At 37.9% G+C, this 13,660-nt stretch carries 12 protein-coding genes and 1 other RNA gene; 8 read left to right on the top strand and 5 right to left on the bottom strand.

The features are described 5' to 3' along the window. Positions 1-126 precede the first annotated feature (126 nt). Complete coding sequence (gene fahA, locus DHD80_RS00805) at positions 127-1,416, bottom strand: fumarylacetoacetase (RefSeq protein WP_251738979.1); 1,290 nt, start codon at positions 1,414-1,416, stop codon at positions 127-129. Between the two features lie 109 nt (positions 1,417-1,525). On the opposite strand from fahA, the gene glyA reads away from it, so the two are divergent. Further along, a complete protein-coding gene (gene glyA / locus DHD80_RS00800; RefSeq protein WP_251738978.1) occupies positions 1,526-2,800 on the top strand; it encodes a serine hydroxymethyltransferase in 1,275 nt (424 codons plus the stop codon). Positions 2,801-2,884: 84 nt separating this feature from the next. Here glyA and DHD80_RS00795 read toward each other — a convergent pair whose 3' ends face one another. Both DHD80_RS00795 and DHD80_RS00790 read right to left on the bottom strand, forming a co-directional pair. Further along, on the bottom strand, positions 2,885-3,289 hold the full coding sequence (locus DHD80_RS00795) for an acyl-CoA thioesterase (RefSeq protein ID WP_251738977.1): 405 nt from the start codon (positions 3,287-3,289) through the stop codon (positions 2,885-2,887). Next, positions 3,289-4,356, bottom strand: a complete 1,068-nt coding sequence (locus DHD80_RS00790) for a glutaminyl-peptide cyclotransferase (RefSeq protein WP_251738976.1) — start codon at positions 4,354-4,356, stop codon at positions 3,289-3,291. Before DHD80_RS00790 ends, DHD80_RS00795 begins: the two co-directional genes overlap by 1 nt. A gap of 84 nt (positions 4,357-4,440) precedes the next feature. Between DHD80_RS00790 and ffs the strand changes: the two genes are divergently transcribed. The 3 genes from ffs (at position 4,441) to fsa (ending at position 6,102) form a co-directional block, all read left to right on the top strand. After that, positions 4,441-4,539, top strand: an RNA gene (gene ffs, locus DHD80_RS00785) — signal recognition particle sRNA small type. A gap of 44 nt (positions 4,540-4,583) precedes the next feature. Then, the gene (locus DHD80_RS00780) at positions 4,584-5,405 is read left to right on the top strand and encodes an SDR family oxidoreductase (protein ID WP_251738975.1); all 822 of its coding nucleotides are present in this window, start codon (positions 4,584-4,586) and stop codon (positions 5,403-5,405) included. A gap of 40 nt (positions 5,406-5,445) precedes the next feature. Next, the gene (gene fsa / locus DHD80_RS00775; protein WP_251738974.1) at positions 5,446-6,102 is read left to right on the top strand and encodes a fructose-6-phosphate aldolase; all 657 of its coding nucleotides are present in this window, start codon (positions 5,446-5,448) and stop codon (positions 6,100-6,102) included. A 30-nt stretch (positions 6,103-6,132) separates the two neighbouring features. On the opposite strand, the gene DHD80_RS00770 is transcribed toward fsa, so the two are convergent. Further along, complete coding sequence (locus DHD80_RS00770; protein WP_251738973.1) at positions 6,133-7,560, bottom strand: hypothetical protein; 1,428 nt, start codon at positions 7,558-7,560, stop codon at positions 6,133-6,135. Positions 7,561-7,724: 164 nt separating this feature from the next. On the opposite strand from DHD80_RS00770, the gene DHD80_RS00765 reads away from it, so the two are divergent. Next, positions 7,725-9,350 carry an ATP-binding cassette domain-containing protein gene (locus DHD80_RS00765; protein ID WP_251738972.1) on the top strand — a complete coding sequence of 542 codons (1,626 nt, stop codon included), beginning with the start codon at positions 7,725-7,727 and terminating at the stop codon, positions 9,348-9,350. A 248-nt stretch (positions 9,351-9,598) separates the two neighbouring features. Next, complete coding sequence (locus tag DHD80_RS00760) at positions 9,599-9,961, top strand: CoA-binding protein (protein ID WP_251738971.1); 363 nt, start codon at positions 9,599-9,601, stop codon at positions 9,959-9,961. Here DHD80_RS00760 and DHD80_RS00755 read toward each other — a convergent pair. Further along, a complete protein-coding gene (locus DHD80_RS00755; protein ID WP_251738970.1) occupies positions 9,932-11,377 on the bottom strand; it encodes a sodium:solute symporter in 1,446 nt (481 codons plus the stop codon). The two genes, DHD80_RS00760 and DHD80_RS00755, sit on opposite strands and share 30 nt — an antisense overlap. A 77-nt stretch (positions 11,378-11,454) precedes the next feature. Here DHD80_RS00755 and recR point away from each other — a divergent pair, with 77 nt between their 5' ends. Together recR and DHD80_RS00745 are read left to right on the top strand one after the other, a co-directional pair. Then, positions 11,455-12,072: a recombination mediator RecR gene (gene recR, locus DHD80_RS00750; RefSeq protein WP_251738969.1), complete on the top strand. Its 618-nt coding sequence runs from the start codon at positions 11,455-11,457 to the stop codon at positions 12,070-12,072. A gap of 207 nt (positions 12,073-12,279) precedes the next feature. Continuing rightward, complete coding sequence (locus tag DHD80_RS00745; protein ID WP_251738968.1) at positions 12,280-13,623, top strand: dihydrolipoamide acetyltransferase family protein; 1,344 nt, start codon at positions 12,280-12,282, stop codon at positions 13,621-13,623. Positions 13,624-13,660 lie beyond the last annotated feature (37 nt).

Raw genomic sequence — 13,660 nt, 5'->3', positions numbered from 1 at the left:
CCTGAACTTGTGTCAGGATCTACAAAGATGTAAAATAAAAAATCAAGAAGCTGAAACAAGTTCAGCCTGACTCAAAATATTGAAGATAAAAAGCCCGGTTTTCTACCGGGCTTTTTATCAAATAAATTATTTCTTTTTCGGTTGAAATACAGGGAGGAGTTTGGTGCTTACTTCTCCAAAGCCTATACGCCTGTCTTTTCCTTTACAGTATCCACGCATGATTACTGTATCATTATCCTGAATAAATTTTCGTTCCGAGCCATCTTTCAATTTTATGGGTTTTTCACCGCGCCAGGAAAGTTCCAGCATCGATCCATATGTGTCTGGGGTAGGTCCTGAAATTGTTCCTGAACCCATCATATCCCCTGAATTTACCGGGCAACCATTAATGGTATGATGCGCAAGTTGCTGACTCATATTCCAGTACATATGTTTGAAATTAGATTTACTCACCACCGTTTCTTCTTTGTCCTCCGGCTGAATGGAAACTTCTAAATGAATATCAAAACTTTTCTTTCCTGAAAATTTTAGGTATGGCAATAATTCTTTTTCCGGCTCGGGGCTTTTAATTCTGAAGGGTTCCAAAGCATCCATAGTGACAATCCATGGAGAAATGGATGAGGCAAAATTCTTTGCTAAAAATGGCCCTAAGGGCACATACTCCCATTTTTGGATATCCCTGGCACTCCAGTCATTAAACAATACCATCCCGAAAATATACTCTTCAGCCTCATCAACCGGAATAGGTTCACCAAGATGATTGGCATCTGTGGTGATAAAGGCCATTTCCAGTTCAAAATCCACTAATTTGGAAGGGCCAAAGACAGGTTCAGTAGCACCAGCAGGCATGGTTTGTCCTTGTGGTCTATGCACCGGAATTCCGCTGGGAATAATGGAAGAACTTCTTCCGTGATAACCTACCGGAATATGAAGCCAGTTTGGCAACAAGGCATTATCGGGATCACGGAACATGGTTCCTACATTCGTGGCGTGTTCTTTAGAAGAATAAAAATCGGTATAATCTCCTACCTGTACAGGCAGTTGCATTTCAATTTCATCTAAAGTAAAAAGCACGGTATTACGATGATCTTTATGGTCTTTTAGCTTTGTGTTTTTTTCGTCAAAAATTTCAGCAATTCTATTTCTAACCAGGCGCCAGGTCTTTTTTCCGTCAGAAATAAAATCATTCAGGGTATCCTGTAAAAAAATATCATCGGTTAAAGGAATTCCTTCGAAATAACCCAGTTGATGGAGAGCCCCAAGGTCTATGGCGTAATCGCCAATTCTGGTTCCTATAGTTATTACATCATCACGGGTAAGGAATACCCCAAAAGGAATGTTTTGGATAGGAAAATCGGTGTCTTCCGGAATTTCCAGCCAGGTTTTTCTTTTTGGATCGTTTGCTGTAATAGGCATATGAAATGTTGGTTTTTTGTTAAAATCTATTCATCCAAATATATTATTTTAATGTAATTAACCGAATGTATTTGCTACTTTTGTCGAATATTTAACGTAAAAAATAGTGATGCAACGAGACTCTCAGATTTTTGATCTAATTGCGCAGGAGAAAGAGCGCCAACTAAATGGATTAGAACTTATTGCAAGTGAAAATTTTGTAAGTGATGCTGTGCTTGAAGCAGCAGGATCTGTCTTAACCAATAAATATGCTGAAGGCTACCCCGGAAAGCGCTACTATGGTGGTTGTGAGGTGGTAGATAAGGTTGAACAACTTGCCATTGATAGATTAAAGGAATTATTTGGAGCAGAATATGCGAATGTGCAACCACATTCCGGTTCACAGGCAAATACGGCAGTTTTCCATACCTGCTTGAAGCCGGGGGACAAATTCCTTGGTTTTGATCTGGCGCATGGCGGACATTTAACACATGGTTCCCCGGTGAATTTCTCAGGGAGATTGTACAATCCTGTTTTTTACGGGGTAGAGAAGGAGACCGGTAGGCTGGATTATGATAAAATTGCAGAACTGGCCAAAAAAGAAAAACCAAAAATGATTATCGCGGGAGCTTCAGCTTATTCGCGTGAGATCGATTATAAAAGATTTAGGGAAATCGCAGATAGCGTTGGAGCAATATTATTTGCTGATATTGCCCATCCTGCGGGCTTGATCGCCAAGGGTCTATTAAGTGATCCTTTACCACATTGCCATATTGTTTCATCAACTACACATAAAACCTTACGTGGGCCAAGAGGAGGAATTATCTTAATGGGCAAGGATTTTGAAAATCCCTTTGGTGAAAAATTGAAAAATGGAAATCCAAAAATGATGTCCGCAATGCTGAATTCAGGGATTTTTCCCGGAAATCAGGGAGGACCCCTCGAGCATATTATCGCGGCTAAAGCGGTGGCTTTTGGCGAAGCGCTTACGGAAGAATTTTTGCATTACACCGTACAGGTAAAGAAAAATGCGGAAGTCATGGCCAAAGAATTTGTGGACAAAGGCTATGATATCATATCCGGCGGAACCGATAATCATATGATGCTGATCGATCTTCGGAATAAAAATGTGAGTGGAAAAGAAGCGGAGGAAGCTTTAGGTAAAGCTGAAATTACCGTGAATAAAAACATGGTTCCTTTTGATGATAAATCACCTTTTGTGACTTCAGGAATTCGCATTGGCACGGCGGCAATCACCACCCGTGGTTTAAAAGCAGCTGATATGAAAACCGTGGTAGATCTTATCGATCGCGTGATCCAAAATATCGACAATGAAACGGAACTGGAAGCAGTAAAAGAAGAAGTTCATAGTTTGATGGAGGGAAGGCCACTTTTTAAGATGTAGGGTAATTTAAAGTTCAAAGTTCAAAGTTTCAGATTTTGAATTTTGAATTCGAAATTTTCCAGCATCTAGCCTCTAACTTCCAACTTATTTCTGAAACAGGCTGATCATTTCTGCTGAAATCTTTGCGGGTTTTTTAGTTCCAGCATGCATTAAGCACCAAATCGTTTTTGCTTCCAAGATCACCTGCCCATTTTCTATATTTTTAATGATCACATGTCTTTGTGAAGTCACATGCGTGGTTTCATCAACATAGGTTTGCATGGAAAGCTGGTCAGTTAGAAAAGCCTGTTTTTTATAATCGATCTCATGTTTTACCACGATCCAGAAAAAATCTTTTTTTTGCTCTTCCGTAGCGCGCGATTCCCAATCTTCTTCTGCAACATCCTGTACCCATTGCACAAACTGTACATTATTCACATGCTGCTGATTATCTAAATGTGATTTTTCGACAGTAAGGGTCTTTTCGTAAATATCGGGATTTACCTCCATTATTTTTCGATAAGTCTAATTTCGAAAACTGTATCCCACCTTTTTCCGGTGACAAAGATCTGATCGGTTTCCGGTTTATAAGCGATTCCGTTTAAAACATCATTATTGGTATCGAGGCTGGATTTATTGCCAATTTCATCTATAAGACCTTTAAAATTGATCAAGCCTTCTATCGCCCCATTTTTAGGATTGATGATGGCTACGCTTGGGAATTGGTAGGTATTTGCATAAATTTTCCCCTGGATCCATTCCAGCTCGTTGAATTTAGATTTTACTGAAGTATTGGTGGTTGGCTGGATATAATAGGTTTCCGTCATGTTTTCTGGATTAAGGATCCAGATCTTTTCTGTGCCGTCACTTTTATAGATTTTTTGGCCATCATTGCATAAACCCCATCCTTCTTCACTTTGATTATAGGCGAAACTGCCGGTTTTTTTGAAATCATTCAGATTATAAATAAATCCTATACCTTCTTTCCAGGTAAGCTGATACAATTTGTCATTCAAGATCGTGAGGCCTTCTGCAAAATACTGCTCATCTATTTTTATCTCCTCCAGCACTTTCCCGTCTTTAAGCTGTACTTTTCTCAATTTAGATTTTCCATATTGCCCAATACTTTCATAAAGGGTGTCACCATGAAATTCAAATCCCTGCGTATACGCTTCAACATCATGCGGATAAGTATTTATAATTTCGTAGGTGTAAATTTTAGGAGCAACATTGTTTAAAATTTTTAGATCCTTTTTTAAACTATCTTTTTTCCCTTCATAATAAACTATTGCAGTTAAGGATTGATTTCCAAGTTTCGCTTTATTAAGGTCTAACTGAATGTGATCCAACTTTCTTGAAGAAGACATATAATCCTTGCCAATAAATACCGCTACAGAATCTACTGTTTTTTGCTGATCATTTTTGATGGAAAAAGTTAGGGTTTCGTTATTGACAATAGTTGTTTTTCCATCGATTTTTAAAGAAAAATCAGATTTATTCTTACCGGAATTACTTCCGCAGGAAAAAATAAAAAGGTTTAAAATTAAGAGTAACAGGAAGTTAAAAAATTTCTTCATCACATGGGATTAATTAGGTCGCTAAAATAGCCAATTCACCTAAAAAAATCCTTGCCTAAACATACAAAGATTGTATATTTGCACCGGCAAGTCCCACACAACCAGCTCCTGCTGAATCCCCCAGGGCGGGAACGCAGCAAGGGTAGGCGGTCGTAGCGGTGTGATGTGGGTCGCTTGCCATTTTTTGTTTCTACACAATTCCTAAATTTATTGCATATTTGTGCGATATGGCTCAAGGAAAATCTTCAAAAAAGGTAGTTTTTATAACTGGTGCTTCTTCAGGGATTGGTAAATCTATTGCCAACTATTTAGCTGAAAAAGGATTTATGGTTTATGGAACCAGCCGAAACCCAAAACCCGATACTTCGTTACATTTTAGTCTTATACCACTGGATGTTACGGAAGAGAACACCATAAAATCAGCAATTTCTAGCATAGTCGAAAAAGAAGGGCAAATTGATGTTTTGATCAATAACGCCGGGGTTGGCATTACTGGCCCTATCGAAGAAACTCCTGAAGATGAAATCAAAAAAGCTTTTGAGACCAATTATTTCGGTCCACTTAATATGATCAAACATGTTTTACCGGTAATGCGTAATCAAAATGTAGGATTGATCATTAATATTACTTCTATTGCCGGATATATGGGTCTTCCATACCGCGGAATTTATTCGGCCACGAAAGGTGCTTTGGCTATCACCACAGAGGCTTATCGTATGGAGTTAAAACAATTCAACATCAAAATGACCAATATCGCTCCAGGAGATTTTGCTACCAATATTGCTGCCGGAAGATATCATGCGCCATTGCTGAATTCTTCGCCATATAAAAAAGATTACGGTAAAACCCTGGAGATCATGAATGAGCATGTGGATGCGGGAAAGGATCCTGATATTATGGCCAAAGCAGTTTACGAAGTTATTCAAACTGAAGAGCCGGCAGTACATTATAAAGTAGGGGAGTGGCTTCAGAAATTCTCCGTAAGGCTTAAGGGGATTCTTCCCGATAAAATGTATGAGAAAATGTTGTTGAAACACTATAAATTGTAATTTTGAATTTTACGAAATAAAAACTTAAAATAAACTTATTATGAAATTTTTTATAGATACCGCAAATCTTGATCAAATTAAAGAAGCCCAGGATTTAGGTGTATTAGATGGCGTTACCACAAATCCTTCTCTAATGGCGAAAGAAGGGATTACCGGGAAAGACAACATTTTTAAGCATTACACCAAAATTTGTGAACTGGTAGATGGGGATGTGAGTGCTGAAGTTATTGCGACAGATTTTGATGGTATTGTAAGGGAAGGTGAAGAGCTTGCTGAACTACACGAGCAAATCATCGTGAAAGTTCCTATGATCAAGGAAGGGGTAAAGGCCTTAAAATATTTCAGTGATAAAGAAATCAAGACGAATTGTACGCTTGTTTTTTCAGCGGGTCAAGCCTTACTGGCAGCTAAGGCAGGTGCCACATATGTATCACCATTTATTGGAAGACTGGATGATATTTCCACAGATGGTTTAAACCTAATTGCAGATATTCGTTTGATCTATGATAATTATGGTTTTGAAACCCAAATCCTGGCCGCTTCCATAAGACATACCATGCATGTTATCGAATGTGCCAAATTAGGTGCAGATGTGATGACCGGGCCGCTTTCTTCTATAGAAGGATTGCTAAATCACCCTTTAACCGATAGTGGTTTGGAGAAATTCCTGGCAGATTATAAAAAAGGCAATCAATAAAAAATATCAACTTCAGAAAAGAAAAGCCACTTACATGTGGCTTTTTTGTTCTTTAATAAATTTTTGAAGTTCAATCTCGAACTCCGGAGTTCCAAACTGTGTGTCTCCAACGGCAATAGTTCCGTCAGGATTCACCAGAAGAACTTTATTGAGGTATTTTTTATAAGATACTTTGCTATTTAAGCGGTTAGAAATCTGGTATTCCGATGCCTTATCATAGTCGAAAGTTTCTAAAGTCCTTAACCATTCTTCCCGCTCTCCCATATCCAGATTGATACCATTAAATTCAATCTCCGGATATTTGATCCTTAGATCTCGAATAATTTTATGTTGCCAGCGATGGTGGGCAGGCGAATATAAAGACCACGCATAATTTACGGTAGGTTTGTTTATCACTTCCCCCCAACTTGTTAATTCCCCCTGAGCATTAGTTATCTTGATTTCGCTTAGACTTGAACCTTTAAAATAGCTCTTTTGCATATCAGCCAGATCTACCGCCTCCTGATATTTAGAATATTCTATCCTTTTTAATAATTGAAGAATGGAGTCTATACGGTTATCATTTTCAGCTTTGGTAATACTTTGTTGGGCAAGCCGGTCTATAAACTCATTTTTTAATGTGCGTAGGGTAGAGATGGAATCTATTAATTCCATTCTCCTGGCCATATTCTTGAAACTGTTCAAATTAAAACAATCGGGATGATCGTTTTCATCTTTCGTACAACGCTGGATCGATTTATTCTTCAGATAATCATCGATAAGATTCGTATAAACGTAGTAATCTTCCAATTTGGAATCACTGAAATTGATATCTTCTCTATATTTAAAGAAGGAATCAGGAAAATCATCAGCCAGTCTTTTATAATATTTATGGATCAAAAGGCTATAGCGCTCTCTCAGGTCATAATATTCATAGTCAATGGTTGATCTTGCAATCTCAAAAAATTCTTCTGAAAAGTCTGCACGATCACTTAGTTCTTCTAAGTCTTTAATTCTTTTTTCTTTAATAGAATCGGTTATAACAGCGAAGTCTTCTGGGGGGATTTTATAATATTTAAGAATAAGATTATTATCCTTCTGATTCTTCAAAAACATATCCAGTAAAAAACTGCTTTTTTCTGAACCTTTTCCACTAAAGTTTAAGGTGTTGTCGAAATCGATCGTATTAACATAAATAAGGACACTATCGCCTGGTTCAAGGTACATGATCTGACTTTCAGGCATATGTTTAAATGCATAAATACCTTCAGAAAGGGTGTCGTAACGTTTGCCGAATTGATTTCTGCGGTTTAAATATAAAGTATCAAAAGACTTATTCGAACGACTTAATACGATATAATCGGTTTCAGGATTTTGAATTTGCCCACCTATGTAGATGGAATCATCATTGGAATTTGAATGATTGCATCCACAAATTAGGAGAAATATACCCAGAAATGTGAGAAATCGATAGATCATAAAATGTATTGGGACCGAAGCCTGTCGGAATAGACTTCGAATTATGCCAAATATATTGGTAGGTTATAAATTGCCATGTTAATCGACCGTTAAAACATATTTTTAAAACGTTAATATTTCGCTTTAAGCTTGATTATAATTACTTTTGCAAAAAAATTACTTTTATGCTTTCAGTTTCTAATCTTTCAGTACAATTCGGTAAAAGAATTTTATTTGATGAAGTGAATACTGCCTTTACACAGGGCAATTGTTATGGGATAATAGGAGCCAACGGTGCCGGAAAATCTACCTTTCTGAAAATCCTTTCAGGAAAATCTGATCCTACTTCGGGTCATGTACATTTGGAACCAGGAAAAAGAATGTCGGTTCTGGAACAGGACCATAATGTGTATGATGATTATCCGGTTTTAGAAACAGTGCTTCGTGGGAACCAACCGCTTTTCAAGGTTAAAAGTGAAATGGATGCGCTGTATGCCGATTATTCCGATGAAAATGCAGACAGGATTGGGGAACTTCAGGTAAATTTTGAAGAAATGGACGGCTGGAATGCTGAAAGTAATGCGGCAGCCATGCTTTCTAATTTAGGGATAAAAGAAAATGTTCATTATACTCTGATGAAAGACCTGGACGGGAAACAGAAAGTGAGGGTACTTCTAGCGCAGGCCTTATTTGGAACGCCAGATGTGTTGATCATGGATGAGCCTACGAACGACCTGGATTATGAAACCATCTCCTGGCTGGAAAATTTCCTGGCAAATTATGATAATACCGTAATTGTGGTTTCCCATGACCGGCACTTTTTAGATTCAGTTTGTACACATATTTCTGATATCGACTTCGGGAAGATCAATAACTACAGTGGAAATTATACCTTTTGGTATGAGTCTTCCCAACTTGCCGCAAGACAAAGAGCTCAGCAAAATAAAAAAGCTGAAGAAAAGAAAAAGGAACTTCAGGAATTTATTTTAAGATTTAGCGCCAACGTTGCGAAAAGTAAACAGGCCACTTCCAGAAAGAAAATGATCGAAAAACTAAATATTGAAGATATCAAGCCTTCCAGCCGAAGATATCCGGCAATTATTTTCGATAGGGATAGGGAAGCCGGGGATCAAATCCTGAATATTGAAAATCTAAGCGCAAGCTTAGAAGGGGAAACACTTTTTAAAAATATAAATATTAACCTGGCCAAGGGTGATAAAGTAGTAGTGTATTCTAAAGATTCCAGAGCAACTTCTGCTTTTTATCAAATTATAAGCGGAAACGAAAAACCTGAAGGGGGGAAATTCTCCTGGGGGGTTACCACCTCACAATCTTATTTACCAGCAGATAATTCAGAATTTTTTAATAGTGATTTAACCCTGGTAGACTGGTTACGGCAATGGGCAAAAACTGAAGAAGAAAGGGAAGAAGTCTATATTCGTGGCTTTCTTGGAAAAATGTTGTTTAGTGGGGAAGAAGCCTTGAAAACCTGCCGGGTACTTTCCGGAGGTGAAAAAGTAAGGTGTATGCTAAGCCGAATGATGATGACTCGTGCCAATGTGCTCATGCTGGACGAACCTACCAACCATTTAGATCTGGAATCTATTACCGCATTCAACAATTCTTTGAAGAATTTTAAGGGAACTGTGCTTTTTACCACGCATGACCATGAATTTGCGCAAACCGTGGCCAATCGTGTGATCGAATTAACGCCGGGTGGGGTAATTGATCGTTATTTATCTTTCGATGAATATATGAGTGATAAATCTATTAAAGAGCAAAGAGAAAAAATGTATGCCGTAACGGCATAATTGTTTTATTCTGATATAAAAGCCTGAAGTTGACTTCAGGCTTTTTTTATAGAAAACCTTCCAGCAGCCAGTATTTATTTCAATTCAAAAAAACCTGCATCCCGGTGAGGAAATGCAGGCAATAACAGTATTATCCCAGTTAACACTAACCATCAAAGCTAACGGCACAATACTGTAAGTTCCGGAACTCAATTTAAAGACCTGAAGTTGGCAGAATTGTTACACTTTTTTTTATTTACATTTATATAATGAAAAAGAAAACACTTGTTTTAGGGGCTTCCCTAAATCCTGCAAGGTATTCCTACCTGGCCATTGAAAGGCTTACGCGGTACAACCAGCCCGTTGTGGCAGTTGGTTTAAGAAAAGGAGAAATTTTTGATGTAGCTATTGAAAATGAACAGATTGATTTTAAAGATGTTCATACAATTACGCTATATCTCAATGCAAAGAGGCAAACCGAATATTATGATTACATCCTTTCCTTAAATCCAAAAAGGATCATTTTTAACCCGGGAACTGAAAATCCTGAGCTTTATAATTTGCTGCGGAAAAACAACATCAAATTCGAAAATGCCTGTACATTAGTGATGCTTTCTTGTAATCAATACTAATCCCAGAAAGGTTAGAAAACCATTCAGAATTAAAATAAAGAAACCAAATTCAAAGCCAAACCAGGCCAGGCTGTGCATGCTTATAAAATAAGATAAAACTGGGGCAGCGATGGCAACCAGTGGCACAAGTTTGTCTTTTACCTGCAGTTTTGTGAACAACCCAAAACTATACAGGCCTAACAATGGACCATACGTATAACCGGCAAACTGGAATAATTTATTGATCACACTTTTATCGGCAATGGCATATTTGAAGATGAGCATCACGATGATTAATAAAAGTGAAATAGCAATATGAATTTGTTTTCTGACTCTAATTTGTTTTTTCTCATCATACTTTTTTTCAATATCCAAAATATCGATACTAAAGGAAGTTGTTAAGGCAGTAAGAGCACTATCTGCACTGGAATAAGCCGCGGCAATAAGTCCCAGGATAAAAAATATAGCCACCGCCAGTCCTAGTTCCCCGCTCGCGGCGATAGCAGGAAAAAGGTCATCTTTCTTCTCGATAACCCCATTAATTTCAGCATAATCTGTAAGTAATAAACCTAGTGCCAGGAAGAGAAAATTGGCAAAAACAAGCACAATGGTAAACCAAAGCATGTTCTTCTGGGCATCTTTTAACGAGCGGCAGGTTAGGTTTTTTTGCATCATATCCTGATCCAGCCCGGTCATCACAATGGCTATAAATGCACCCGATAAGAATTGTTTCACGAAATGATCCTTACTTTTCCAGTCGTCAAAGAAAAAGATTTTGGAATGCTCGCTTTCGCTTAGGTAATTGAAGAAACTTCCCAGGGTGATCCCCAGGTTTTCAGAAATAAAATAAATGGAAATTCCCAGAGCCATTAACATAAACAGCGTTTGCAGGGTATCTGTCCATATAATTGTTTTAATTCCGCTCCTAAAAGTGTATAGCCAAATAAGTAATATAGTAAGAGTAACAGTTACATAATAGGGTACACCCATCGCATCGAACACGATTAATTGCAAAACATTCGCTACAAGGAATAACCTAAAACTCGCCCCAACAACCCTTGATAAAAGGAAAAATGAAGCCCCGGTTTTATAAGAAGCATTCCCAAACCTACTTTCCAGATAGGTATAAATCGAGGTAAGGTTCATCTTATAATAGAGCGGAAGAAGCACCTGGCCAATGACAGCGTAACCCACAGTATAACCAAGGACTACCTGGAAGTAACTAAACGAATCTGCTTCCACCGTGCCGGGAATCGAAATAAAGGTAACGCCGCTTAAAGTAGCGCCAATCATTCCAAATGCAACCAGGTACCATGGAGCCTGTTTATTCGCCTTGAAGAATTCAGCATTACTTCCTCCCCTACCTGTGAAAAATGAGATAGTAATTAAGACAATAAAATAGAGGGCGATAAGGATTAATACTTGATACGGCTGCATGCAAAAAAGTTAGAGTGGGCAATTTACAAATTATGTACAAAGTAAATTCATGAGTCAAAAAAATCATAAATTCGCGTATGGATTTTTCTTCAAAATTATTGGAGCAGGCAGTAGATGAGGTTTCTCAATTGCCAGGGATTGGGAAAAGAACTGCTTTAAGATTGGTACTCCATCTTCTGAAACAACCGGAAAGCCAGACTGTCCAACTTTCAGAAGCCCTGCTGAATTTGCGAAAAAACATCAAACTCTGTGAAAATTGTTTCAATATAAGTGATACACAGCTTTGCGAGATTTGCGCGAACACTTCCCGAAATTCAGAAATTGTATGCGTGGTAGAGGATATTCGCGACGTGATGGCTATAGAAAACACCAATCAGTATAGAGGATTGTATCACGTTTTGGGTGGAAAAATTAGTCCCATGGATGGCATTGGGCCTTCGCAATTAACCATAAAGCCACTTATCGATAAGGTGCAGGCAGGGAAAGTGGAGGAGCTCATTTTTGCTTTAAGTAGTACGCTGGAAGGTGACACGACCAATTTTTATATTTTCAAACAAATAGAAAGATTGGAAGTGAAAACATCGACCATTGCCCGCGGAATTTCGGTGGGTGATGAACTGGAATATGCTGATGAGATCACGCTGGGTAGAAGTATTACCAACCGCATTCCATTTGAAAATTCACTAAAGAATTAGCTGCTTTTTAAATTTTTTAGATTCTGGAAATTCCTAAAAACATTTTAATATGGACTTTTGAAATCGTAATTTTAGGAGAATTCGTAAGGGATTCTTAATGAAAGATTATCATTAAAAATTAAATTTATTGAATTTTTAATATTTTAAAATTCTTTATTTCATTAAATTCGCAATTGGAGAGCTTAAAATCAATCTTGATTTAACAATATGGCAAAATTTGAATTGAAATTACCCAAAATGGGTGAAAGTGTAGCTGAAGCTACCATTACAAACTGGTTAAAAGAAGTTGGGGATACTATAGAAATGGACGAACCTGTTCTTGAGATCGCTACAGATAAGGTAGATAGTGAAGTGCCCAGTGAAGTTGATGGAAAGCTCATAGAAAAACTCTTTGAAGCTAACGATGTGGTAAAAGTTGGTGATACCATTGCCATTATTGAAATTGAAGGAGATGCGCCGGAGGATAATGATGATTTTGAAGATTCTTCAGATGAACAGAATGATGAGGCTGTAGCTGAAGTAGCATCTTCAGTAGAAAATGCAAAAACCCATACCGCTGCGCCTTCAAAATCTGACTTTTCCGAATCAGATAAATTCTATTCACCTTTAGTAAAAAATATTGCTAAAGAAGAAGGGATCAGTATTGAACAGCTTGAAAAGATTCAGGGATCTGGTAAGGATGGGCGGGTGACCAAAAATGATATTTTTGATTATATAAAGAATAAAGGAACTGAACCAAAGTCTGTAGCGACATCTTCTCAAGCTAATGGCGAATCAATCGATACGAAAAGATTGGAGAAAACGGTGGCGAAGCAGGAAGAAATTATTATTTCAGGAGAAGACCAGATTATTGAAATGAGCAGAATGGGCAAAATGATCGCCCATCACATGCAGGAAAGTATTAAGACTTCAGCACATGTTCAGTCTTTTATAGAAGTTGATGTAACCAATGTCTGGAATTGGAGAAATAAACATAAGAATGAATTTCAGAAGAGGGAAGGAGAGAAATTAACCTTTACGCCAATCTTTATGGAAGCGATCGCTAAGGCGATACGGGATTTCCCCTTGATCAACATTTCCGTAAATCCCGAAGGTACTAAAGTCATTAAAAAGAAAGATATTAATATCGGGATGGCTGCGGCTTTGCCCGATGGTAATTTAATTGTGCCGGTTATCAAAAATGCCGACAGGTTAAATCTTGTGGGGATGGCAAAAGCGGTAAATGATCTTGCCAGCCGTTCCAGAATGAATAAATTAAAACCAGATGAAATCCAGGGTGGGACTTATACCGTAACCAATGTGGGAACTTTTGGAAGTATTATGGGAACTCCCATTATCAATCAGCCGCAGGTGGCAATTTTAGCACTGGGAGCGATTAGAAAAATGCCGGCCGTAATTGAAACCCCGGAAGGTGATTTTATAGGGATTAGATATAAAATGATCCTGTCGCATAGTTATGATCATCGTGTGGTAAACGGCGCAATGGGCGGACAGTTTGTTCAGCGGGTCGCACAATATCTTGAAGGATTTGATAAAGACCGGGAAATTTAAATTTCCGTATAAATAAGAAAAAGTCACTTTTTAGTGG

This window comes from Gramella sp. AN32 (genome assembly GCF_023718305.1).
Classification (GTDB): Bacteria; Bacteroidota; Bacteroidia; order Flavobacteriales; family Flavobacteriaceae; genus Christiangramia; species Christiangramia antarctica.
This window is presented reverse-complemented; position numbering and strand designations above follow the sequence as displayed.